This is a genomic window from Desulfosalsimonas propionicica (genome assembly GCF_013761005.1).
Taxonomy (GTDB): domain Bacteria; phylum Desulfobacterota; class Desulfobacteria; order Desulfobacterales; family Desulfosalsimonadaceae; genus Desulfosalsimonas; species Desulfosalsimonas propionicica.
Window position 1 is genome coordinate 1 of the sequence record NZ_JACDUS010000013.1, and the last position, 23,384, is coordinate 23,384.

The following is a 23,384-nucleotide window of genomic DNA, read 5'->3' on the forward strand; positions in this document are numbered from 1 at the left end:
ATTCTCGGGCCGCCGCCGGTCCGACCGATGTGCTTGAGTCTTCGATCAACTATCTGGGAATTTCAGTCTATCCCGGCATCTACCGGATGACCCAGTTATCTGCTGTTGCAAGTCCTTGTCTTGGTGGAGAATTTTCAACAAGGGTTGGATAGCTTTCAAACACTTTCCGTAAATTTGGTGTGATCCAATAAACCCATGGGCTTTCTGGTATAGAATCGAAATCTTTTTGCTTGTACTTAAAGGTTCTTATATCTGAATTTGATGTGCGAAGGTTATTCAATGCCTCTTCAAATTTGAGTCTCTTGGCCTCACTATTTGGTTCTTTGACGAGACGAAAATATATCCCTAATGATTCATCATCTTTTTTTCTTTTTGTTGCTTTACTGAATATGTAAGCAGTTGTTTGCAGTCTGCCGGGGTTACCAACAGCGAAAAGACTCGGCCCAGTATGAACCATAGTCTCAATTGTTGCTGCTCCGCGGATATAAAGCCTTAATTCTTTATATGTGGTGATAAACATAAAGGAGTGCATAGTTAGCATCCCCATATGCCCATAGTTTTTTGTCATTTCAAGGCAACGTTTAATAAACGCGCCATATAGATCACCTTTTCCCTCAGGATAATGATTCGCTACTATCTCCTTGAGCTTAGCGTTCATATTTCGATTGGACATATAGGGCGGATTGGTCACCACAACATTATACCTCTTAGATAAAAGCTCCAACAGCCTCAACCCCTTTACAGTTTCGCCCCCGAAAAAAGACTGCCCCTGCTGCTCTTCCATTGTTTTTGCAAAATGGTGGAGCGTTAATTCAATTTGTCCTTCTAGCGAATCCCAGAATTCCTTCTGAACTGCCCGGGATTCAAATTTGTTGTCGCCTTCTCCGAACAACTTTGTTTGGCGGCCTTCTTTGTTGAACTGTTTGCGTTCTCTTTCAATCAGGTTTTGAATTTCATCTTCTATTCTTAAAAGCGAGCCCAACTGCTTTGAATCTTTTAGTCGCTCCGAGAGGCTTTTCAAAATCCTCTGATAAATGGGTCGTTTTAATCCTACCTCATCCATAAACGCCTGCATTCGTTTATCATCTCCCAGTTCAACCCGGGCAGCCACCAGGTTGCTGTCCGTGAGCTTGGCTTCCGGATTAAGAGACTTGGCTTTCAAATACAGCGTCAGAGCGGATAGCTGCACAGCGCGGGTATCAATGTCAATACCGTGAATGTTGTTGGCAATGATGGCGGCAGGGATTTCATCTTCATTATTAACAGAAGGGCTTTGTGGCCAACCGGGCTGTCCGGCATTTTCAAGCTCTTCCCGGTACATTTCGACAAACAGATCAAATGCAACCAGCCCGAAGTGCATGGTCCCGCACGCAGGGTCTAATAGGGTAATTTCCCTGGCCGATTTTAGTGAGATGTCAGCAGTTGAATCAATGGGCACCAGGTATTGTAGCGTATCCTTTAAACGGGAATCCGGGTGCATGTCGATCCAGGTCCGGCCCAGGGTATTTTCCACGAGGTAGCGAACAATCCAGCGCGGTGTAAAAAGCTGGGTAACTGATGGGATATCTTTAGCCTCGAATTTGGTGCCGGAAACTCGGACTTCGCGGAATGCCGCTTCCAGCGCTTCGGAATTAAAACTCTGATATACCCACCCAATGGTTTCTTCGTTCCCCGGCGCCCAAGCTTCCTCAAGCGCCCCATCATTCATCATATCAATGAGCTGGTTTAATGCACGTGGCCGTGGAAAGATCCGGCTGGCTATGTTATCCGGATCAAACAGCACCTTGATCTCCCGGGATAACTGTTCGCACAGCCACAGCAGATACCAGCGATAGGCCTCCTGGCGCGGCCCTTCGCCGATGGCGTTTTGCGGCAGGTCGCCGGCTTCGTATTTTTCATAGGCGGCTTCATTATCCTCTTTGGCCAGCCATCTTAGAAATCCGTTGGATTGAGAGCCTTTCGAGACGCTTTGACGGATAATTCTCCGGGTTTCCATCATTTTAAGCGCCACCAAGCGGTTAAGCCTTGTAAAGGCGATCTCTAAAACTAGTTTTTCACGCGCCTCCCGGGCTGATAGGCCGGCATTTTTTTCATCCGCGATATATTGTTCCAGCCGATTGCGAGTTTCTCTGGCTTCATCAAGTCCTGAAATCGCCGGATATTTGGCAGCCGGTTCAAACGTGCCATCCGGCAAAAAGCCATACAGGCCTTCGAGTTGCTCTTCGGTCTCCTGGCACATGAGTTCTCTGGCTTTTAACGTGAAATTGTGAATGGCAGATACGGCTTCGTCTTTCATGACTGGTCCACCTGTTTGGAGATTTCTTCGAGGACTTGATTCGCCTTGGATTCCTGCTGCTCTTCGGCGGCCTGAATATCAGATTTCAGCTTGTTCATCCTTTGTTCAATAAGTTGGGCACTGGCGGATACCAGCGTTTTTGCGGTCTGAACCCGTTGGTTGGTCCAGGCAAGCGAGATCGGGCGCAGTCCATGTTCATTGGCTTCTTCATCTGATTCCGGCCGATCCGCCCGGTGGGTAATCTGGTTCCGCCGGTTAATCAGGTCGCCTACCAAACGTTTGATATCTTTTGCCGGGGTGCCGGCAATCTGTTCGACCTGGTCCCAGAATTTTGTAATCGTCATCACCTTGGTGATTTCTTCGATTCGCTCAGCGCTGTATAGGGTACCCCGCTTAAAGTTGTTTAATATGATTTGCTGCAGCCGGTAATCCGGATCCTCATATTGCTGGAGAGACACATAATCTCCCAGCGTGAAGGTGATTTTTCTGAGCATCTCATCAGCCCCGGTCTTTCTGGCTTTAACAATCGTGAGCACGTTTTCCCGCAAGGCATCCCAAAAAAAAGATTCTACGGTCGTGCATGCCGCAATTACCGCTTGACGGAGAAGAAAATCAAGCCCTCCGTCCATGGTGAGAAGCTCCGGGATCGGATTGGAGGACCGGGCGAGAACCATGACCCTGTCATTCAGCGCTGGGTGGATGGCCGCATTTTCCGGGGCTTCCCAGAAAGAACAGAGTGCAAGACGCAAGTTGTTGTCATTGATTTGCGTTTTCTTCAGGCCATTAAAAAGTTCATAAAGCTGCAGCAGGCTTTGGGTAACGGAGAAATTCTGATTAAAGAGGTTATAGGCTTCCATTCGGGATTACTCCAATATTACCCTGGCGCCGCTGGCCAGTAATTTTAACAAGTAATTTCTTATTTCACTGACCACGGTTTCAACATCTTCTTCCGATTCGACCGTGCCGCTGAATATCTGGGAAACATGTACCCGTTCGATTTTTTCTTCCGGGTCCGCGGTCATTTCCTTTAGTTTTTTGACCACCTGATCGTGGATGGCATCCGCAATAGATATATCGGTTTCTATCTGTTCAAGACTTGCGTTGCAGGTGTTGCAAACACCGTCCTCGGAAAGGGATAAACTGTCACAGGAGCGCGTTTTTAGGGGCTCGAGGGTCGTTTCCAATTCCGATTCATTCAGATTGGCAGCTTCCGGTAACCCTTTTGCCGAATCTATCCTTTCTGAATAGATCTTTGCCCGTTCTTCATGCTTGTCCTGGTACAGGGCATTGTATTTGTCAGTGATATATTTGGTTGCCTGGCGAATGGCCTCAATGTGTTCATAAAACGTTTCATCCTCGAGGCAGTCAATCAGTTCTTGCGCCTTGGTTTGCAGTTCTTCTGTATCATCAAATTTTTTCAATACGGGCAAAAGAGACAAATAGGCTTTACGCGCCTTTTTGAGGATGGCAATATTTTGTTCCGTCAAAGTTTTGTTTAGTTTTGCGCTGCGCTGCCGGGCCTCCATGTAGCTTTTTCCTTCACCAGCCAGGGTTCTTACACAGTCATCATTTGGCATTTCCAGCACGCTGTTAATTGTTTGCCGATGTTCTTCCAGGTAATCGGTGCCCGGAAAATTGTTTGCTTTCATGGTGGCAACAAGCTGGATGATTGTTTCGCGATCCTTGTAGGCAAGGTTCTTAAAGGCCTCGGCGATTGCACCTTCTTCGATATCCACTTCTTTGCCCGTGATTTCTTCATAGTTGTCTGCGGCCTTGGTAAGGGTCTTTAAATCAATGGCTTCCCTTGGGGCAAATGAGGCGGCTCTGAAGGTCTGTACCTTGGTAAAAGGGACCTTGCATGCAGGATCATTGTGATGCCGGTATTTGCGGCCCTGGTGGGTGACTTCGACAGCGCCCCCCCGCAGCAGTACAGCCAGAACCAGTTGAATCACTTCCCGGTCCCAGCCGTAACCAATGCCTTGGAAATGCGATTCCAGCATCTTGCCAGTGACCTTGTTGCCGTACTTATGCTCCCTAACAAGATAGGTCAGAATTTCTTTACAAATGTCCGCAGACAAATTGGGTATGTATTTCCCACCTTGCTTGGCTACAAGAAAAAGCCCGTTGTCCCCGTCATAAAATACCGGCGGCAGGTTGTTGAGGTTGGCTGCTGAGAGAAATTTATCTGCCTCGTTCCCCGATAGCTGCCTTATGCCCATCTCCAGTTTTGGGTAGAGGTCCGGGACAACGGTATCGAGATATTTCTGAAAAATTGCCGGCAGGTCAGTGCCAAGGCCAGAGGCATCTTTTTGGACACCCCGGAAAAAGCCGGTTCCGCCCTGGATACTTTCAGTTATTTTATTTCGTAATTGCCGATGATAACGGTCCCGGCGGACCTTTTCCTCGGACAGGCATGTGGATTCTTCCGCGGTCAATTTGCCTTGCGCGGCAAGCCGTTCATAGCTGGATATCATCTCCCGGGACCTGAAGGTCTCCAGCAAAAGCCGATCCATTTCATCATTGAATGGGGCGACCCAAAAGATCTCATTTTGTTTCGAAATACTTTCGCTTCGGGCCTCTTCGCAACGGCTGGTGAGATCGGTGGTGTCCTCGGCGATTAACATATTGAGCTGTATCTGCCCCTCGGACTCTACCGGCACGTTTTCCACGGACAATTTCAGCCTGAAGTTTTTAAGATTTTTGTATCGATAAGTCTTGATTTTGGGATCTGTGAAAATTTCCTTCACAATTTCCCGGATGAGGCGGTTCCTGTCAGCGGGTTTGGGCGCCATTTCATTGCGCTTGATGTCCCAATTTTTTTCCTGCACCGTCAGTAGCTTGTAGCCCTCATCCGAATCCCGGATAATTTGGTTGGTCTCCAGCATATTAATTGCTTCTTCGACTTCTTTTTTGATGGATTCCGCGTCAACCCTTGGATGAAGGACAACCGCAATGTTTTGGACAGACCGGGGAAGGTCCTTTACGGTTTCAAGAAGAGCAATTGCTTTCACCACCTTTAAGGCTTTTGGATGATCCGAAAAATCCTTGGTAATCCTGTCGATTTCCCGAGTTGTTTCGGTTGAAAGCAGATTGCCCAGGTAAAGTAATTCATAGACCTTATCAAGCGTTACCAGATCACCGAGGTTTGACTTTGCCATCTGGGTGTGCGGGTTGATCATCATTTCCTGGGCCTGCTTGATAATTGTCCGGTTACTGCCGCCGATATGACGGTGCGCGCCTCTTTTCAGGCGGAGACCGGCCACGATATCAATACAAAGATCAATTTGATAAGGCAGATAGGGGTAGAGGTTTATGAATTCTTCTTTTTCAATTTTGGTGGCGCGGCTGGTGCGTTCCAGTCTGCAGAAAGTATTCAACCTTCCCTCGTTGGCATCAAAAATCTCCGATAGCTTTTCTCTTGCTTCTTTGGTTTTTGAAAGAACCCGTTCTCCGGTGATTTTGGGAATGTCGTTCTGCTTTAAATCAATGGGGATGCGAAACCGCTCTTGAAGCCGGGCCAGTTCGATTTTTTTGGAATCAAGGGAGTCAACAATTTCGTTGAGTTTTTCCTGGGATGTCACGACAATCCAGAAAGGAGCGGGGGCTCTTTTCTGGCTTACCCGGTTTGTGCCTTCCACGCCGAAGGACTGGATAACCGCTTGGAGATCCAGCATCTTATCGACGCTTCTGGATACATACTGCCCGACTTCATCAATGACAAAAATCAAGGATTTCCCGGGCAGGCGTCGTTCAGTTAAATCAAAAGCCGCCTTGGCCAGTTCATTGGGGTTGATATCCGCCCTGCCGGCACCAATGGAATGGGCGTAGGAATCCGGTGTGGAGTATGTCTCGGGATCCATTTTATGAAGTACGCGGCTGGCCTCGTTAATCGCCAATGCCAGTTTTCTTCTCTGCTTCCAGGGCTTGCCGTGTATCTCTTCAAATTTCTGGGTGAATTGCTCCAGCAGCCCATCTCCTTCCAGCGTGATTTCAAGTTTGGCGAGATCGAAATCTTCAGCATAATCAAGTCGCCGCAACAGGGCTTTGTACATGATTTCCGTAATTCGCTCGCCGGCGGTTCGCACGCCTCGGTCCATGGAAACGTCAAATATGACAGCGTCTGTGGGCAAGGTTCTGTTGATGATATCCAGACAGCCGCTGATTTTGGAATCCTTAACGTTTTCCTTGAAAATTTCACTGGCGGATTTATCCAAAACCGGTATGTTGGCAACTGTATACCCTATGATCTTTGCAAAAGACGATTTACCGGAACCGAAAAATCCGGAGACCCACATGCCGATGCCTTCCCGGGGACTTTTTGACACCTGAATGATTTCATCATAGACGGTTCGGTAATGGTCAAGGATTGAATCCGTAGCGACGTATTCTTCCAGTTCGTTTTTTACAGTTGCCTGATCCGCCTGATCGACCTTGATTACTTCCTCAATCTTGCGATCAATCGGCCGTGAGAATAGTTCCTTGATCTGTTCCATTAAACGCCTCCGTATATTTTAACCCGGTAATTGTAGGCACCAGTTCCGGCTCGGTCTTCCATCCCCATAAACCGTAAATCGGTTCGTCCCTCAGCAGTTCCCGGGTAAAATAAAATAATGGGAACTTCGGTTTTGCCGTGCATTTTGTCAAGCAGCGTGGAGCAGCGGTAAATATGCGGTGCTAAGGCACCGGCCCGCACCAGAAAAATAATATCCTGCTTTGATTTGAGGGTAGCAGCCCGATCTTCAATCAGTCCTGATAGCGGCATGAAGTCATCTTCATCGGAGATTAGCGTGTGCACGGTTTTTTGGGCGTTTTCAAAGCCTCTTTGCTTTTCATCGGCAATAACCGCGTCAATGCCTTCGGTTTGAGAAATCGCCTGCCATAGGAGTTTCCCCAAAGATATAAAATGGACATTTCGGGCATGGTTTTGCTCAAGCGAAATCGCCAAGAGCCGAATATGCTTACGGCAAAGGTATTCATCCGGGGGATCGTATCGAAATATAGCAAATGGCATGTCATGGTATGTGCTGATCCGCATGGGATCAGCCACCAGATCTTCCCTAAGCTCATCCAAACGATCGGGCAGTGATAACATCGGTCATTTCCTTGTAGCTGTTGGCTGGAAATTCTATCCTGTAAATATTGCCGGCAGCCTCATAGTGCAGCAGGCCATTTTGATGCGCTTCAAGAAACATGCGTTCTGCCACGGTTGGGCTGAACAAGAATAACTGCCAATCCTTGTGGTTTGTCAAGCGTCCGCCATGGAATCCAAGCGAATTTAGCGCGTATGCGATATAAGCAAAAGACTCGAGGGGCAGGTATATTGGGGCGATTTTCTTTTTTGTGGCGCCTTCGAGAATGCCAAAATCTCTGAGAGCTGCCAAGAGGCCACGGGCCACCTTTAAGGTGACAGTTTCCGTCCACACTTGCTGGTGGTTTTGCTCCAGGCTTGATTTGATCCATTGTGCCGTCTCATCGATTTTCACATCCAGGCTGTAGCCTTTGCTGCGTGAGTAAATTTCATCAGTTACAAAGTCGTACATTAAAGGATCGCTACGGGCTGTAATCCAATAGTAGATGGGCTTAATGATTTCTATGGCGAGCTCGTTGTCCTCTAGTGGACGGATAATTTGCCATGCATTGGGCGGATCCCCTTTGATAAAACGGTGAGAGAATGCCCGGCGATATAAATCCGTAGACCGGGTTTTGGTTTCTTTTCCCAAAATATTGTCTTTAATCAGGGTCTGGATCAGATGGTGCGCCGTTTGTTCATCGGACCAGTTTCTAACGATGGCACGCATATCCTCAATCAGCGCCCCGCCTTTCTGAAGGCGTGAGGTATAAACAGGTGTTGATGGGCGTTGGGTCTCACTTTTTTCAGTCATAGGTCTATCTTCGTGGACTCAGGATACAGAAGTTTTTGTTTTGGCTATTGGTATCCAGTTAGATATAGCGAGAAAGAAAGAAATTATAGAATAATCTTCCAATGAATTCAAGGACGGTCTTGTTTCCGAAGTGGTATTGCCTGATTTTAAAGAAGCTGATGGGTTTAATCGCGTTCAAATGTTTGTTCATGAATGAAGCACGGGGTCATAGTTTTAACCTCGCTGTATTCCTTTGGTTCATCTCCTGCCAACGAATAGCGTTTTGTCCTTTACCCTGCAAAGCAAGGGTGTAAAAAATAAAATTTTGTACACCCTTGCTGGAATCTCAAAAATCAGACGATAGAAAGGATGATAGATAAAACGTGGTCGAACTGAAGCGCCTAGCATATAAGACTATTTTTGCACTGATAGCGCTCTTTTTCAAGTACGGCATAGCCCATCAACCAATATCATGGTTCTCCCAGAAAATTGTGTATTCCGATGCAAATTGCCGATATATCCCCTCTCCCGATCATCTGCCGCAAAATATACGAACCAGCTTATCTCAGGCCCGGCAAGGATGGATCATCACTTTTTAGGATATTACAGCTTTGTGATTCCTGATCAAAGACAATCACAGCTTCTTTCGACTTCAATTGCTTGATAATGTGTGAAATCTTTACTCCCAAAGAGACCTCCTGCTCACCATAGTCCGTACCTTCTCGCGTTACGAATTCTTCGACAACGCCATAAAGTGTTTCCGGACTCAACTGGTCATACGGAATTATTACAAACGACATTTTAAATCGCGTTTTCTTTTGCAGTGCTTGGCATGCTTAATGTCAAATAGCGTACCACAAAAATTGCACAAAAAAATATTGAAATTATGTATTGTGTAGTACATAATATAAATATGGAAAATAAATTCGGTTCATACATCAGGGAAAAGCGAGAGGTATTAAAGAAAATGGACAAGCGCTATTCTCTTCGCCAAGTTGCTTTTAGAGTTGGTGTTGAGCCGTCATATTTAAGCAAGATTGAACGTGGTTTTCCCGTAACTCTTTCTGAAGTCAAAGTTCGGATTTTGGCAGAGGACCTTGGCGAAAATCCCGACCTGCTTTTAGCTCTGAGCGGCAAGGTGTCTGCCGATGTGCAGGAGATAATTCGCGGGCGCCCTGAACTTTTTACCGACTTGATAAGGCAAATAAAAAACATGCCTGAAAACGATTTATTGAAACTTGTGCAGGATTTGCGTGCTGGGAAATGGTACGTTGCTGATGAAGAATGGATGCAAAACCAAGGGGGGCAATATGGCGAAAATCGCTAAGAGAAGAAACCGATATGTTCTCGACTATTACGACAATGGAGGAAAACGGGTGCGGGAATCCTTGCCCCAAGGCACAACGCTGAAAAAGGCAAAGGATAAGTTGCGGGAAATTGAGGACCAGCTATCCAAGGGAAACTACATCCCGGACAAGAAAATGCCCTTATTCAAAGAGGTGGCAAAAGACTGGGTCGAGTATAAAAAGCCGAATTTGCGGCAGTCCACTTGGTCAACCTATGACGGGATCACCCGGAATCATTTTGACGCCTTCAATGATTTGAAAATCAGCAGGATCACCACGGCCATGATTGAAAAGTTTATCCGGGACCGGCTGGGCGCGGGGATGAATATTTTGACACTTCGGAAAATCCTGCTTCCGCTTGGTCAGATCATGGCTTATGCAGTCCGGCATGGGTATATCAGCTATAATCCTGTACGGGATGCTGAACGACCAAGGGGCCAGGGTAATGAGCAGGAAAAGAAAATCCGGGTTTTAACCCCGGCTGAGATTCAAAAATTGCTTGATGCTGTGACGGACCAGAAATACAAGACCCTTTTTCAACTGGCGATCATGAGCGGGGCAAGGCAAGGCGAACTGCTTGGGTTGAAGTGGTCAGACGTGGATTGGACAAACAATCAGATTCATATCCAGAGGACTTTCAATAATCAGCTATGGTATGATGTCAAAACCCGCACATCAAACCGGCGGGTTGACTTGGGGCCGCAAACGATGGCAGACCTTAAACGCTGGAAACTGGCCTGCAAGCCAGGCAAGTTGAATCTGATATTCCCGAATCAAGCAGGGGGGGCGATAAACCACAACAACATGATATATCGGTATTTTTCCCCAGCATTGAAAAAGGCGGGGATCGGCAAGATTCGGTTTCATGATTTGCGGCATACCAAAGTGAGTCTGATGATCGAGCAGGGCGAAAATATCAAATATATTCAATCACAGATGGGGCACAGCAGCCCTACCGTGACTTTAAATGTGTATGCGCACCTGATGAAGCCAGTTAATCAGGAGTCGGCAAGGCGGTTTGAAAAAGTTATTCTGGGATAAAAGCAGAATGTAATTTCAAAAAAAAAGCACTGTAAAACTCAAAACATAGTTACGCTTCACTAATCCTTAAAACATTATTTGAGGACGCATATTCAAAAATCTCCGGATATTCAAGAGATGCTTCAAGAACCCCTTCCGCGGCTTTTTTTTGAGCCTTGGGGAAAAAAGAAAGCCCTATAACCAACACAATTAATGCAATATACCATTTCGTAAAGAAAAAGAGTGCGGCCCCACCTATTAAACCTCCCAACCCAAACGCTCTGGTCATTGTTTGTTTGCGTCTCAGGTGCTCTGGCATGAAACCCTTTGATTGATAAAAAAAACCTGCTGCGTTTTTATCAATGTGCACACTGATTTCATTGTTTTTGTATTTCCTTACAAACTCAGAATGTTGCATTTCTTGCGGCCTTGCTAATTATTTTTCTGTGCTAAGCCCTCTAAAGGGTTGTTGGTCACAAAATGGTCACAAATGGTTGAAAAATTAATTTTTGTCACACCAAAAACTCTTTGTGTTTAATTATTTACAAGGACTCCCTTGTTCAGACACCTATAAAAAAAAGGTTTATGAGTAATCATGCTCATAAACCCTTGTAATTCCTGGTGGGCGGTACTGGATTTGAACCAGTGACTTCTACCGTGTGAAGGTAGCACTCTCCCGCTGAGTTAACCGCCCGTGTATGTGTGGGGCATAAAATAAGGGTGAAGGGCCGGTGAAGTCAAGCATTATTTTTTCTCTGTCCCCGGATCTGAGCCGGTGTCTTGATTTTCTTCTCCGGGCTGGATTTCATCCGGGGCCGGCAGATCCTTTAAATCCTTTAGATCAAAGGTTTCCAAAAATTTTTTGGTGGTGCCGTAAAGCAGGGGGCGGCCCGGAATCTCCTTTCGGCCCAGAATTCGAATGAGTTTTTTCTCCAGCAGAAAACGCAGGGTGCCCCCGGAATTGACCCCCCGGATGTGCTCCACATCACTTCGCAGCACCGGTTGGTGATAGGCCACAATGGCCAGCGTTTCCAGGGAAGCCCGGCTCAGGCGAACGGGCTGGGGGGCCAGCAGTTTTTCCACCCATTGCCGGTGCTCCGGGCGGGTGCGGAACTGAAAACCGCCTGCCACCTGGTGGAGTGCAAAGCCCCCGTCTCGCTTCTGGTGCTCCCGGACAAGGCTTTCCAGGGCATCTTTGATTTCAGCGGCATCGGCATAAACAATGAGTTCACGGATCCGTTCTGCGGACAACGGCGCTGGCGAGACAAACAAAAGGGCTTCAATGATGTTTTTCAGATCTTTCATGGTCCGCCTTTCATCTGGAAAACAGCTTGAGTCCGCCAGCGGTTTCTTCCTGGGAGATGCCCACAATATTGAGCCGCACCACCTCCAGGACCGCCAGAAATGTTGCAATGATTTCGCCTTTGTCAGCGCATTTGGCCGCCAGATCAGAAAAGGTCACGCTTTTGTGGGTTTGCAGCAGATCCAGAATATCGGTCATCTTTTCTTTCACGGAGATTTTTTCCGGGGTTATGGAAAAATCCGGGTCCCCGGCCATCTGTTCTGACAATGCCTGGTAGGCCCCGAGCAGGTCATACAGACTGGCTTCCACCGGCATGTGTTCGGCATTGCCCCCGTGGACCAGGGGTTCGGCGGGCCGGGCAAACACATGCTCGCCCAGGATGTTGCGCGCTGTCAGCTTTTCGGCTGCGGATTTGATGCGCATGTATTCGGCCAGGGGGCCGGCAATGGCATCCCTTGGATCCTCTGATTCCTCCTGGTCGGATTCCTGCGCCGGCAGCAGCATCCGGGATTTGATCTGGGCCAGGGTGGCGGCCATGACCAGAAAGTCGGCGGCCACATCGATTTCCATGCCCTGCATCCACCGGATATAGGACAAAAACTGGTCCGTGATCAGGGCGATGGGAATGTCATAGATATCCACCTGGTTTTTTTTGATCAGGTGGACCAGCAGGTCCATGGGCCCTTCAAAAACGTTTTCCAGCCTGACCTGGTATCCGGTGTTTGTCATGGACTCGCCAATCAGATCCGTACCGCGTCTCTGACCTCGGCAAGGGTTTTTGCCGCCACCTGCCGGGCCTTGTCTGAACCTTCGGCCATGACCTGTTCCACCTGGTCGGTGTGGTTTTTATAATACTCGATTTTGTCCCGGATCGGGGACAGGTATGCCACCAGGTGTTCGGCCATTTTCTTTTTGCATTCCACACAGCCGATTTTTGCGCTGCGGCAGTCCGGGTCCACCTGCGCCACAAGATCTGTCGGCGAATAGAGCTGGTGGAAGGTAAACACGTTGCACACTGACGGGTCCCCCGGGTCTGTGCGCTTGATCCGTTGGGGATCGGTTATCATCTGGCTGACTTTTTTCCTGATCTGTTCAGGGGAATCAGACAGGAAAATGGCATTGCTGTAGCTTTTGCTCATCTTGCGCCGGTCAGTGCCCAAAATTTTACTGATTTCCGTCAAAATGGTGTCAGGCTCCGGAAACACCCGGCCGTAGAGATGGTTGAATCGTCTGGCGATCTCCCGGGTCAGCTCGATGTGGGGGGCCTGGTCAATGCCCACGGGTACGCCCTCGGCCTTGTAGATAATGATGTCTGCGGCCTGCAGCACCGGATAGCCCAGAAATCCGAACGTAGAGAGATCCTTGTTTTGCAGGGCATCAATCTGTTCCTTGTAAGTGGGGTTTCGCTCCAGCCAGGGTACCGGCGTGATCATGGACAGGAGCAGAAAAAGCTCGGCATGCTCCCTGATCCGGGACTGAACGAACAACACGCTCTTCTCCGGGTCCAGGCCCGCGGCCAGCCAGTCAATCATCATGTTTCGGGTGTATTTTTTGATATTGCCTGGGTTTTCATAGTCGCTTGTCAGCGCATGCCAGTCGGCAATAAAAAAGAAGCAGTCATAATCGGGCTGCATGTTGATCCAGTTCTGCAGGGCTCCGTGCAGGTTGCCCAGATGCAGGGCGCCGGTTGGGCGCATCCCGCTGACAATTCGTTTTTTTTCAGTCATGTGCTTGCTCTCCGTATGGTATTGCCTGTACTTGCCTGATAAAAGTTCATGAAATCAGCCGCCGGTAAAAAAGCGCACTAGTGGACTGATCACTGCTGTAATCAGAAAATCAAGGGATCGGGTCATCAGCAGCACCAGCAGAATCAGGACGCCGAATGTGCCGATTTGTTCGTATTTCTGCCGGGCCCCCGGTGGCAGCAGGGCCGACAGGATGTGACTGCCGTCTAAGGGTGGAATCGGCAGCAGATTAAACACCCCGAGCACCACGCTGATAATACAGAAGCCGTAGACCAGCCTTGCGGCCAGCAAAAAAATCGTTGAATCTCCTGCAAACGGAGCAATGATCTGGTAGACAAGACCTGCTGCCAGCGCGCACGCAAAATTTACCCCCACCCCGGCTGCGGAAACCACAATGGTACCCAGTTTGGGATCGCGCAGATTGCGGAAATTCACCGGAACCGGCTTGGCGTATCCGAATATGGCCGGTGACCCGGAAAATATCAGCAAACCCGGTAAAATCAGTGATCCGAACGGGTCCAGGTGCCGGACCGGGTTGAGAGTGAGCCGGCCGGCAAGCTTGGCCGTGGGATCACCAAACATCCATGCCGCATAACCGTGGGCGACCTCATGGAGGGTGACGGCCATGAGAAGCGGGATGATCAGTATCAATGCCTGTATAATTTTTTCTTCCACTCCGGGTCCTTGTTTGTTTTTTTGGGGGTGAATCCGCCGGTTTCCGGTCGGGAAAACCGGCTTACCCGGCAGTTTCCCGGCCATCAATCAGGCGGCGGGCAAGTTCCAGTTCGTCGTGCCGGGTTTGGAGCCGGCCGTCGAGCTTTTCCCGCAGCAACGTCCGCAGAATCCGGCCGAACAGAGGCGAGGGCGAAAGCCCCATTTTCTGCAAATCCTTACCCTTAACCGAAATCCGAATATCTTTCAAGTCTGTGACGTAAAAAGAAATGGCGCGGCGCACATCATCCCGGCTGGTCACGGCCATCATGTAGAGGATCAGTTCCATGCGCAGCCCGTTTAATTCTTCGTAGAGCCGGCTGTTTTTATCCGGCAGTCCCTGGCTGAGCCGGTACAGGCAGGTTTCGGCCTCGGCCCGCTCCTGGATGAAAATTTTTTCATGCCTGGGGGCCAGTTCAAAATGCCGGCAGATGGCCTGGGCCTTTTCCTGGTCTGCATGCCGGGTCAGAACCAGAAAGTAGACGATCCACTGGCGGCATTCTTCCGGTCTGTAGAGCAGGACATACCAGGACAGGACGTTTCGCGCCGAATCCAGCATTTGCCGGAGGGCTTTGTTCATCCGGATGGAGGGATCGATGACTTTGAGCAGACCGAAATCCTCCAGGCGAACCAGGGCCGGGATCGGATTTTGTTCTTCCAGGATGTGGCGGAGTTCGGAAAACACTCTGCGGCCGGATAAGCGCTTAAAAAAATCCATTTTCACCGCATTGTGAATCAGTCCGGCGGTAAGCTTGCCAATGGAGAAATCAAAGCGCTTTTCAAACCGAATGGCCCGAAAAACCCGGGTGGGGTCTTCCACAAAGCTCAAATTGTGAAGGATGCGGATGGCCTTTTCCTTCATGTCCCGCATGCCCCCGAAAAAGTCAATGAGCCGGCCGAATTTGTCCGGGTTGAGAAAAATGGCCAGGGTATTGATGGTAAAATCCCTTCGGAACAAATCCAGTTTGATGGAGCTCATTTCTACTGTGGGAAGTGCAGCCGGAAATTTGTAGTATTCCATCCGGGCCGAGGCCACGTCGATTTTAAACCCGTCTGCAAAAATGATCACAGCGGTGCCGAATTTGTCGTATGCGTTTACCCGTGCGCCTTCCTTTCTGGCAAAGGCCCTGGCAAACTCGATGCCGTTTCCTTCAATGACAATGTCGATATCCTCATTGTGCCGATACAAAAAAAGGTCGCGCACAAAGCCGCCCACAACATATGCGGAAAATCCATGGGCGTCTGCCACCCGGCCGATGCGGCGGAGCATGTCGAGGATATCGTCGTTGAGCCGTTCCCTGAGAAATCCGGAGACGCTTTTGGTCTTGGGCTGGCGGGATTCGGCCGGGGGTTCGGCGGAATGGCCGGCCTGCTGCTCCTGCTGGTTATGATAAATCAGGGTGTTGAGCAAATCTGTGCGGGTGATGGCACCGATTGCATGCCCGTTGTCGACCACCGGCAGTATTCGCTGCTTGTTTTCGATAATTTTTTCCTGGACTTCGGAAATGTCGGCCTCAGGCGCCACCACGGCAAATTCCGTTGTCATGTACTCTTTGATGGGAATTTCATCAAGGTGGTGGTACAGTGCTTTTTCAATTACCTGCCGGGTGATAAACCCGGCCAGGCGCTGTTTTCTGTCTTCCGGTCCCATCACCAGAAGCGCGTTTATATTGTATCGCGACAGCAGTTGGCGGGCTTTTTCGCAGGAGATGTCGTGCGGTGCCGTAATGGCGGGAGTCGACATAATGTCTTTTGCCTGTTGGGTGGACCGGACATGGGTCTTTAACAGGTCAATAATCCGATTTTCAACCTGGGCCAGGGTTTTGTTTTTTATGGAGGCGGCTGCTGCAAAGCTGTGTCCTCCCCCGCCGATTTCCCGGATGATGGCGCCAACGTCAACATCCGGGGTCCGGCTGCGGGCGGCGATATAAATTTTGTTTTTCATCAGCGCAATGGCGAAAACCGCGCTGAGGTTTTCAATGCGGAGCATTTTCTGGACCAGAAAGGCCAGGTCGTGAATGTATTCGTCCCTGGAGACCGTTGTGATCACGACATCTTTGCCGTTGATCGGGTAGTGTGTGGCCGCCCGGAACATGTCGTTTAACAGGGCGATCTGTTCGGAATCCATCTCCTTTGCAATCAGGTCGGATATGGTTGTCAGGCTGGCGCCTTTGCCGAGCAGAAATGCGGCTGCCGCGAAATCGTCCTGGGTGGTAGATGGATAGGTAAATGCCCCGGTGTCCTCATAGATGCCAAGGCACATCACGGTTGCTTCATCCGGGCTGATGCCGATGGTTTGTTCGCGGATCAAATCAACGAGCATGGTGACATTGGCGCCGGTGGACCTGTGCATCTCAAAGTCGGCCCGGATGTCATTTTCCAGCTGGGGATGATGATCATATACATGGATTTCAATGCCGGTGCGGTTGAGCAGTTCTTCAAGTTCGCCGATGCGGCCGGCCTGCTTGGTGTCCACAATCACCAGCCGGCCCACCTGTTCCGGCTGGATCTGCCGGTAATCAGCCATTTGAAACAAGTAGGCCATAGTGCTGACAAAGAAATTTTTCATGCTTTTTTCATGAAAACCCGGAAATACCACCACCGAGCCCGGATAGAGCTTCTGGGCGGCCAGCATGGATGCTACGGCATCAAAATCGGCATTGGTGTGGGTAGTAATCAGGGTGAGCGGATCGGATCGGTTCTCTGTATTTGTCACGTTGCCTGCCTGTATCCATAAGACAGCGGCCAATTGCCGCAGATTGATATAAATGTTTGTTTTTTAGTCTTTATTATGATAATCAGTGTTTTTCAACCGTAAAAGTAAAATTGGCGTATTATGCCACAAGCGTGATCCATCGCCAGGCTTATCTGAGTAAAATGAGACATATTTCCTGAACCAAGAAGTCAAGGGGGAAACACATGCCTGTTTTTCAATGGGAGGGCAAGGACCGCAACAATCAGGTCCGCAAAGGGGAGATCGAGGCTGCCACTGAACAGGAAGTCCGGGCAGTGCTCGGAAGGCAGCGCATCGTGCCGACAAAGCTGAAAAAAAAGCCGAAAGATCTTTTGGAAAACATCTCTTTTTTCCAGCCCAAGGTCAAGCAGCAGGACATCATCATTTTCTGCCGTCAGTTTTCCACCATGATCGATGCCGGCCTGCCCATTATCCAGTGCCTGGACATCCTTCAGTCCCAGCAGGAAAACCTGACATTTAAAAAAATGTTAAAAGATATCAAGGAGTCGGTGGAAGGCGGCCAGACCCTGGCCGATTCTCTGAAAAAGTATCCCGATCACTTTGACTCTTTGTTTGTCAACATGGTGGCCGCAGGCGAGGCCGGCGGTATTCTGGATGTGATTTTGCGTCGGCTGTCGGTTTACATGGAAAAGGCCGCCCGCCTCAAGGCCCAGGTCAAGGGGGCCATGACATACCCGATTGTTACCCTGATTATAGCGGTTTTGGTGGTGGCCGTGATTCTGGTGTTTGTAATTCCCGTGTTTGAGGAAATGTTTGCCAGTTTCGGCCAGGGGCTGCCCGCACCCACCCAGGCGGTCATTGCCATGAGCTTTTTTGTCCAAAGCAAGATCTGGTGGATTATCGGCGGGATTGTGCTGGTGATATTCGCCTTCCGGCGGTTTTATAAGACCGAGAAAGGCCGGGCCATGATCGATGAGTTGACCCTGCGCCTGCCGGTGATCGGTATTTTGATTCGAAAAGTCGCAGTCGCCAAGTTTACCCGGACCATGGGGACCATGCTGGCCAGTGGCGTGGGCATTCTGGAAGCCCTGGACATCGTGGCCAAGACCGCTGGCAACAAAAGCATTGAAACCGCTGTTTACAAGGTCCGCACCGGCATTGCCGAGGGACAGACCATTGCCGACCCCCTTTCTGAAACCGGGGTGTTTCCGCCCATGGTGTGCCAGATGATCGCGGTGGGTGAATCCACGGGTGCAATTGACGCCATGATGGAGAAAATTGCCGATTTTTATGAAGAGGAGGTGGATCAGGCGGTTGAGAACCTCACCTCAATGATTGAGCCGTTTATGCTGGTGTTTCTCGGTGTTGTGATTGGCGGGCTGGTGGTATCCATGTACCTGCCCATATTCAAGATGGCAGGAGCCATTTCCGGATAAACGGGAATCAATGATTATTTCCCGCACCAAGCCGGAACAGGATCTGTATCGAAAGCTTAGATGGCTGATTTTTTTCCGGGGCCTGTTTGCGCTGGTGATGCTGGGATCGGCATTTGCCGCAGATTCCAGGCCGGCGGTGCATCTTGGCTTGGCGGACGGCTCCCTGGGTTGGCTCATGCTGCTCGGCATAGGGCTGTTGCTGCTTTCTGCAGGCTATCTCCTGGTCTTGCCCCGGATCAGAAGTCTGGTCTTGTTTGCCTACCTCCAGATAGCCGCAGACACGGTTGCGGTCAGTCTGATCATATTGATCACGGGCGGATTCTCAAGCATCTTTGCGTTTATGTATCTGGTGGTCATTGTTTATGCCACCATGGTCATCTACCGCCGCGGCGGGATGGTGACGGCCACGCTTTGCGCCATCCAGTACGGGATTCTCATCGACCTTGAGTACTATGGCCTTCTCCGGCCCTTTGGTGATGACGCCCAGTTCCTGATTGACAATTATGACTGGCCTTATGTGATATACAAGCTGCTGTTTACCATTGCAGCCTTTTATGCCGTGGCCTTTTTGAGCGGATTTCTCTCTGAGCAGGAAAAAACGGCCAAGCGGGATCTGTGGGCCATGGAAGACCAAATGAAACGGGTGGAGCGCCTTGCCGCAGTGGGGGAGATGGCCGCCGGCCTGGCCCACGAGATCAAAAATCCCCTGGCTTCCCTGAGTGGTTCGATTCAGCTGCTGCGCGATCAGCTCCCTTATGACCCGGCCCAGGAGCGGCTCATGCAGATTGCGCTTCGGGAAGCCGACCGGCTTTCGACACTGGTTACCAACTTTCTGATGTTTTCCCGCCCCGGGGTGGGAAAAGCCGAAGTCATTGATCTGGAGCGGGCCGTATCCGAAATCACCACCCTGTTTAAGTCCAATCCCGGCCACAGAGCCCGTATTGACGTGCGCATGGATTTGTCAAAAGGCCTGTTTGTGCGCATAGATCCGGAGCACTTCAAGCAGGTGGTGTGGAATTTGCTCAATAATGCAGCAGAATCCATCGAGGGCAGCGGGGTGATCGAAATCCGGCTTTACCCTTGCCGGAAGAATCAGGCATGCATTGATATTTCCGATACCGGCAGTGGCATTTCCCGGGACATGCTCGCCCGGGTTTTTGACCCGTTTGTTTCAACCAAATCCCGGGGCACCGGGCTGGGGTTGTCCATTGTCCAGCAGCTTATCAATGCATACGGGGGGTTGGTGCATATGGAAAGTACTCCTGGTGCCGGCACTGCTGTGACCCTTCGCTTGCCGACCCATCAGCCGGCTGCTCCGGGGGTGGCCGGAGACTGACCAGCGGTCGCCTCCGCTTTGTGCCGCGCCCGGCAAAACCCTTGACACCAATTGGTAAATGGGATAGCAAGCCCCTTAATCATTTAAATAAACGGGAGCATTCATGGCGCAGAATCAGGCAACGGATGTCATTGCAAAGCGAAGGGAAAAAATTCAGGCTCTCAAGGATGCCGGTGTGGAGCTGTTTCCCAACGATTTTGCTGTTACGCATACAGTGGCGGGTATTTTAAAAAGCGTGGCTGACAAAGACGAGGATATGACAGGCGCAAAGACCGTGGTGCGGGCAGCCGGACGCATGATGGCGGTCAACCGGTTTGGCAAATCCGCATTTATCCGCTTTCGGGACCGAACTGGCCAGATGCAGGCCTATATCCGCCAGGACCGGGTGGGCGGGGATGCCTATGCTTTTTTCAAAAAGATGGATATCGGTGATTTTATCGGTCTGCAGGGAACCCTTTTTGTGACAAAAACCGGGGAGTGGACACTGCTGGCAGAACAATTTGAATTGCTGGCCAAGTCTTATCGTCCTTTGCCGGAAAAATTCCATGGTCTAAAGGATCCGGAAAAACGGTATCGTCAGCGGTACCTGGATCTGATCATGAATCCGGAGGTGCGCGACGTATTTGTCAAGCGTAGCCGCCTGATCCGGGAAATCCGGGATTTTTTGACGCAAAGGGAGTTTCTGGAAGTGGAAACGCCCATGATGCAGCCCATTGCCGGCGGGGCGGATGCCCGGCCGTTTAAGACCCATCACAATGCCTTAGACATGGATCTTTACCTGCGCATCGCACCGGAGCTTTATCTGAAACGTCTCGTGGTGGGCGGATTTGAACGGGTGTTTGAGATCAATCGAAATTTCAGAAACGAGGGTGTTTCCACCCAGCATAACCCTGAATTTACCATGCTGGAATTCTATCAGGCCCATGCCACCTACGAAGATCTAATGGTTTTCACAGAGCAGATGTTTGAGACTGCGGCCAGGGCTGTTACCGGAGCCACAAAAGTGCTCTGCCAGGGCCGGGAGATTGAGTTTGGCGGACCCTACCAGCGTCTGGATCTTTTGGATGCCCTGACTTCCGTGGGGGGTGTGGATCCGGCGCTGCTGTCGGACAAGGCCGGGCTCATGGCTTTTGCCAAAGACAATGAAATTTCCCTGGACCGGGGCCCGGGAGACGATATCAGCATGGGCAAACTGATCACAAAAGTTTTTGACCACCTGGTTGAGCCCAATCTCATTCAGCCGACCTATATTACCGGCTATCCGGTTGAGGTCTCGCCGTTGTCCCGGCGAAGCGCCCGAAATCCCGAAATAACAGAGCGCTTTGAGCTTTTTATTGCCGGCCGGGAGATCGCCAATGGTTTTTCGGAATTAAATGATCCCGTGGATCAGAAAGCCCGTTTTGTCAGCCAGGTGGAAAGCCGGGAACTCGAGGACCACGAGGCCCGTGTGGATGAAGATTATATTCTGGCGCTGGAATACGGCATGCCGCCAACAGCCGGAGAAGGCGTGGGCATTGATCGTTTGGCCATGCTGCTCACCGATTCGGCCTCCATTCGGGATGTGATTCTTTTTCCGCATCTGAAGTTTGCAGATACCCGATAGTCCAATGCGGATTTCAGACAGCAGGCAGCAAAGCGCGGCATTTTGGAATGCAAATGAAATTTGAGTATTTTATCGGAAGCCGGTATTTGAAGTCCCGGCAAAAGACCGGCTTTATATCCTTTATCACCGTGCTCTCTATTGCCGGGGTCACGGTGGGGGTTATGGCGCTGGTGATTGTCATTGCCGTGATGACCGGGGCGGAGTCCTATTTCAAGACCAAGATCCTGGGTGTGGAGCCCCATGTTGTTTTGCATCATCACGAGGGTTCCATACCGGAATACGCTTCGGTGATTGACCGCCTGGAATCAAGCGGTCTGACGGAATCGGTTATGCCCTATGCTGAAACCCAGGTAATGCTTCGTTCGGGTTCGGGCATGTCGGGTGCGGTTTTACGGGGCCTGGATCCGGAAGCCGGAGGATCTCACATCATCGGCCTTTCCCGGAAGGAATTAAAGGAGAAATTATCCCCCGGCCAAAGCCGGGACAGCAATACAGAAACCCCGCCCCTGGTCCTTGGCAAAAATCTGGCCCGGCGTCTGGGCGCGGAAACCGGAGATGTCATCTATCTGATATCGTCGCGGGGCATGGTGACCCCGGCCGGGCACATGCCGTCAATGAAACGGTTTGTGGTCAAGGGAATTTTTGAATCCGGGTTTTACGAATATGACGCATCACTGGCCTATACGCGCCTGGAGGCCACGCAGGGATTGTTGCGCATCGGCGATGCGGTCACCGGTATCGGCATCCGGGTCGACGATATTTACCGGGCGGACCGGATCGCCGAAAAAATTCAGGAAAATCTGGGCTTTCCATATTGGACCATGGACTGGATGGAAATGAACCGCAATTTTTTTTCCGCCCTGAAACTGGAAAAAACCGTCATGTTTATCATCCTGACCCTGATTATTCTCGTGGCGGCCTTTAACATTGCATCCACCCTGATCATGATGGTGATGAGCAAAACCCGCGACATTGCCATTTTAAAGGCCATGGGCGCAACAGACCGCAGCATTCGGAAAATATTTGTCTTCAATGGCCTGGTCATCGGCACAATCGGCACGGTTCTGGGCACGGTCCTGGGTCTGACGGGCTGTTTTCTGCTACAGCATTACCAGTTTGTTCAGCTTCCCGGGGATGTGTATTATTTCACCACCCTGCCCGTGGAGGTGCGCTGGACAGACGTGGCCATCATTGTTTCCGCGGCCCTGGGCATCTGTTTGGGCGCTACTTTGTATCCGGCGGCAAAAGCTTCCCGGATAAACCCGGTGGAGGCACTGCGCCATGGCTGACACAGATGTTTCAAAAACCGGTCCCTGCGGCAATAAAGCAGGGGCGCCAACCGGCCCCCTGCTGGAAGTTTCCGGGCTGTGCAAGCGGTTTACGGATAAGGGCAGCCGTATCGAGGTTTTAAACGATTTGTCCCTGTGTCTTGACCCCGGCAGTACCATGGCTGTGGTGGGGGAATCCGGGGTGGGAAAGTCCACCCTGCTCCATGTGCTGGGTGCCTTGGATCCGCCGGATCAGGGGCGGGTGTGCTATCAGGGTGCAGATGTCTTTGGGTTAAGCAATTCAGAACTTGCAGCATTCCGAAATGCCCGGATCGGATTTGTATTTCAGTTTCACTACCTGCTTTCCGGATTCACCAGTATTGAGAATGTGATGATGCCGGGCTTGATTGCCGGCATGCAGAAGAAGGAGATTCGGGATAAATCCGAGGCCATACTGGTGCGGGTGGGTCTGCAGGACCGGCTCGGACATCGCGTCGGCGATTTGTCCGGCGGTGAACAACAGCGCGTGGCCCTGGCCCGGGCCCTGGTGTTAAACCCGGATATCCTGCTGGCCGACGAACCCACCGGCAACCTGGACCGGAAAAACAGTGCTCAGGTGCATGAATTTCTGGTGGAGTTGAACCGGGAAATGGGAATGGCCATGATTGTTGTCACGCACAGCGCCGCACTTGCAGAAATGATGCAGCGCAGAATGCAGATTGTCAGCGGCAGGCTTGAGTCAATCGAATAAGCCGGAAAAGACG

19 protein-coding genes and 1 tRNA gene are annotated in these 23,384 nt (G+C 50.5%); 7 read left to right on the forward strand and 13 right to left on the reverse strand.

Annotated elements, in window-relative coordinates:
- Positions 1-79: 79 nt before the first annotated feature.
- The 6 genes from pglX to HNR65_RS15510 all read right to left on the reverse strand — a co-directional run bounded on the left by pglX (position 80) and on the right by HNR65_RS15510 (position 8,957).
- Complete coding sequence (gene pglX / locus HNR65_RS15485) at positions 80-2,296, reverse strand: BREX-1 system adenine-specific DNA-methyltransferase PglX (protein ID WP_181552436.1); 2,217 nt, start codon at positions 2,294-2,296, stop codon at positions 80-82.
- Complete coding sequence (locus HNR65_RS15490) at positions 2,293-3,153, reverse strand: HEPN domain-containing protein (protein ID WP_181552437.1); 861 nt, start codon at positions 3,151-3,153, stop codon at positions 2,293-2,295. The genes pglX and HNR65_RS15490 overlap by 4 nt, the downstream gene beginning before the upstream one ends.
- A gap of 6 nt (positions 3,154-3,159) precedes the next feature.
- Positions 3,160-6,789 carry a BREX system P-loop protein BrxC gene (gene brxC / locus HNR65_RS15495; RefSeq protein ID WP_181552438.1) on the reverse strand — a complete coding sequence of 1,210 codons (3,630 nt, stop codon included), beginning with the start codon at positions 6,787-6,789 and terminating at the stop codon, positions 3,160-3,162.
- Positions 6,789-7,388: a BREX protein BrxB domain-containing protein gene (locus HNR65_RS15500; protein WP_181552439.1), complete on the reverse strand. Its 600-nt coding sequence runs from the start codon at positions 7,386-7,388 to the stop codon at positions 6,789-6,791. The genes brxC and HNR65_RS15500 overlap by 1 nt, the downstream gene beginning before the upstream one ends.
- The gene (locus HNR65_RS15505) at positions 7,360-8,178 is read right to left on the reverse strand and encodes a BrxA family protein (protein ID WP_181552440.1); all 819 of its coding nucleotides are present in this window, start codon (positions 8,176-8,178) and stop codon (positions 7,360-7,362) included. The genes HNR65_RS15500 and HNR65_RS15505 overlap by 29 nt, the downstream gene beginning before the upstream one ends.
- Before the next feature lie 539 nt (positions 8,179-8,717).
- The gene (locus HNR65_RS15510; RefSeq protein WP_181552441.1) at positions 8,718-8,957 is read right to left on the reverse strand and encodes a YheU family protein; all 240 of its coding nucleotides are present in this window, start codon (positions 8,955-8,957) and stop codon (positions 8,718-8,720) included.
- Positions 8,958-9,124: 167 nt separating this feature from the next.
- Here HNR65_RS15510 and HNR65_RS15515 point away from each other — a divergent pair, with 167 nt between their 5' ends.
- Positions 9,125-9,484 carry a helix-turn-helix domain-containing protein gene (locus HNR65_RS15515; RefSeq protein WP_232364801.1) on the forward strand — a complete coding sequence of 120 codons (360 nt, stop codon included), beginning with the start codon at positions 9,125-9,127 and terminating at the stop codon, positions 9,482-9,484.
- The gene (locus HNR65_RS15520) at positions 9,435-10,544 is read left to right on the forward strand and encodes a tyrosine-type recombinase/integrase (protein ID WP_232364806.1); all 1,110 of its coding nucleotides are present in this window, start codon (positions 9,435-9,437) and stop codon (positions 10,542-10,544) included. Before HNR65_RS15515 ends, HNR65_RS15520 begins: the two co-directional genes overlap by 50 nt.
- 49 nt (positions 10,545-10,593) lie before the next feature.
- Here HNR65_RS15520 and HNR65_RS15525 read toward each other — a convergent pair whose 3' ends face one another.
- The 7 genes from HNR65_RS15525 to HNR65_RS15555 form a co-directional block, all read right to left on the reverse strand.
- Entirely contained in the window at positions 10,594-10,941 is a 348-nt protein-coding gene (locus tag HNR65_RS15525; protein ID WP_181552443.1) for a hypothetical protein, read from the reverse strand.
- A gap of 201 nt (positions 10,942-11,142) precedes the next feature.
- A tRNA-Val gene (locus HNR65_RS15530) sits at positions 11,143-11,217 on the reverse strand.
- Between the two features lie 50 nt (positions 11,218-11,267).
- Positions 11,268-11,828: an SMC-Scp complex subunit ScpB gene (scpB, locus tag HNR65_RS15535; RefSeq protein WP_181552444.1), complete on the reverse strand. Its 561-nt coding sequence runs from the start codon at positions 11,826-11,828 to the stop codon at positions 11,268-11,270.
- Between the two features lie 10 nt (positions 11,829-11,838).
- Positions 11,839-12,555 carry a segregation and condensation protein A gene (locus tag HNR65_RS15540; protein ID WP_181552445.1) on the reverse strand — a complete coding sequence of 239 codons (717 nt, stop codon included), beginning with the start codon at positions 12,553-12,555 and terminating at the stop codon, positions 11,839-11,841.
- 11 nt (positions 12,556-12,566) lie between these two features.
- The gene (gene trpS, locus HNR65_RS15545; protein WP_181552446.1) at positions 12,567-13,553 is read right to left on the reverse strand and encodes a tryptophan--tRNA ligase; all 987 of its coding nucleotides are present in this window, start codon (positions 13,551-13,553) and stop codon (positions 12,567-12,569) included.
- A gap of 54 nt (positions 13,554-13,607) precedes the next feature.
- On the reverse strand, positions 13,608-14,246 hold the full coding sequence (locus tag HNR65_RS15550) for a site-2 protease family protein (protein WP_181552447.1): 639 nt from the start codon (positions 14,244-14,246) through the stop codon (positions 13,608-13,610).
- A 61-nt stretch (positions 14,247-14,307) separates the two neighbouring features.
- Positions 14,308-16,998: a CBS domain-containing protein gene (locus HNR65_RS15555; RefSeq protein ID WP_332309039.1), complete on the reverse strand. Its 2,691-nt coding sequence runs from the start codon at positions 16,996-16,998 to the stop codon at positions 14,308-14,310.
- A gap of 203 nt (positions 16,999-17,201) precedes the next feature.
- Between HNR65_RS15555 and HNR65_RS15560 the strand changes: the two genes are divergently transcribed.
- From HNR65_RS15560 to HNR65_RS15580, 5 genes are all read left to right on the forward strand, one after another.
- Positions 17,202-18,413 carry a type II secretion system F family protein gene (locus HNR65_RS15560; protein WP_181552448.1) on the forward strand — a complete coding sequence of 404 codons (1,212 nt, stop codon included), beginning with the start codon at positions 17,202-17,204 and terminating at the stop codon, positions 18,411-18,413.
- A gap of 10 nt (positions 18,414-18,423) precedes the next feature.
- Complete coding sequence (locus HNR65_RS15565; RefSeq protein ID WP_181552449.1) at positions 18,424-19,749, forward strand: two-component system sensor histidine kinase NtrB; 1,326 nt, start codon at positions 18,424-18,426, stop codon at positions 19,747-19,749.
- 103 nt (positions 19,750-19,852) lie between these two features.
- Entirely contained in the window at positions 19,853-21,352 is a 1,500-nt protein-coding gene (lysS, locus tag HNR65_RS15570) for a lysine--tRNA ligase (RefSeq protein ID WP_181552450.1), read from the forward strand.
- 53 nt (positions 21,353-21,405) lie between these two features.
- Positions 21,406-22,641, forward strand: a complete 1,236-nt coding sequence (locus HNR65_RS15575; protein ID WP_181552451.1) for a lipoprotein-releasing ABC transporter permease subunit — start codon at positions 21,406-21,408, stop codon at positions 22,639-22,641.
- The gene (locus HNR65_RS15580; RefSeq protein WP_181552452.1) at positions 22,634-23,371 is read left to right on the forward strand and encodes an ABC transporter ATP-binding protein; all 738 of its coding nucleotides are present in this window, start codon (positions 22,634-22,636) and stop codon (positions 23,369-23,371) included. The genes HNR65_RS15575 and HNR65_RS15580 overlap by 8 nt, the downstream gene beginning before the upstream one ends.
- Positions 23,372-23,384: the final 13 nt, after the last annotated feature.

Bases quoted from the DNA above. Each gene is read 5' to 3' on its own strand.
- pglX (WP_181552436.1), bottom strand. From the start codon at position 2,296: ATGAAAGACGAAGCCGTATCTGCCATTCACAATTTCACGTTAAAAGCC.
- HNR65_RS15490 (WP_181552437.1), bottom strand. From the start codon at position 3,153: ATGGAAGCCTATAACCTCTTTAATCAGAATTTCTCCGTTACCCAAAGC.
- brxC (WP_181552438.1), bottom strand. From the start codon at position 6,789: ATGGAACAGATCAAGGAACTATTCTCACGGCCGATTGATCGCAAGATT.
- HNR65_RS15500 (WP_181552439.1), bottom strand. From the start codon at position 7,388: ATGTTATCACTGCCCGATCGTTTGGATGAGCTTAGGGAAGATCTGGTG.
- HNR65_RS15505 (WP_181552440.1), bottom strand. From the start codon at position 8,178: ATGACTGAAAAAAGTGAGACCCAACGCCCATCAACACCTGTTTATACC.
- HNR65_RS15510 (WP_181552441.1), bottom strand. From the start codon at position 8,957: ATGTCGTTTGTAATAATTCCGTATGACCAGTTGAGTCCGGAAACACTT.
- HNR65_RS15515 (WP_232364801.1), top strand. From the start codon at position 9,125: ATGGACAAGCGCTATTCTCTTCGCCAAGTTGCTTTTAGAGTTGGTGTT.
- HNR65_RS15520 (WP_232364806.1), top strand. From the start codon at position 9,435: ATGAAGAATGGATGCAAAACCAAGGGGGGCAATATGGCGAAAATCGCT.
- HNR65_RS15525 (WP_181552443.1), bottom strand. From the start codon at position 10,941: ATGCAACATTCTGAGTTTGTAAGGAAATACAAAAACAATGAAATCAGT.
- scpB (WP_181552444.1), bottom strand. From the start codon at position 11,828: ATGAAAGATCTGAAAAACATCATTGAAGCCCTTTTGTTTGTCTCGCCA.
- HNR65_RS15540 (WP_181552445.1), bottom strand. From the start codon at position 12,555: ATGACAAACACCGGATACCAGGTCAGGCTGGAAAACGTTTTTGAAGGG.
- trpS (WP_181552446.1), bottom strand. From the start codon at position 13,553: ATGACTGAAAAAAAACGAATTGTCAGCGGGATGCGCCCAACCGGCGCC.
- HNR65_RS15560 (WP_181552448.1), top strand. From the start codon at position 17,202: ATGCCTGTTTTTCAATGGGAGGGCAAGGACCGCAACAATCAGGTCCGC.
- HNR65_RS15565 (WP_181552449.1), top strand. From the start codon at position 18,424: ATGATTATTTCCCGCACCAAGCCGGAACAGGATCTGTATCGAAAGCTT.
- lysS (WP_181552450.1), top strand. From the start codon at position 19,853: ATGGCGCAGAATCAGGCAACGGATGTCATTGCAAAGCGAAGGGAAAAA.
- HNR65_RS15575 (WP_181552451.1), top strand. From the start codon at position 21,406: ATGAAATTTGAGTATTTTATCGGAAGCCGGTATTTGAAGTCCCGGCAA.
- HNR65_RS15580 (WP_181552452.1), top strand. From the start codon at position 22,634: ATGGCTGACACAGATGTTTCAAAAACCGGTCCCTGCGGCAATAAAGCA.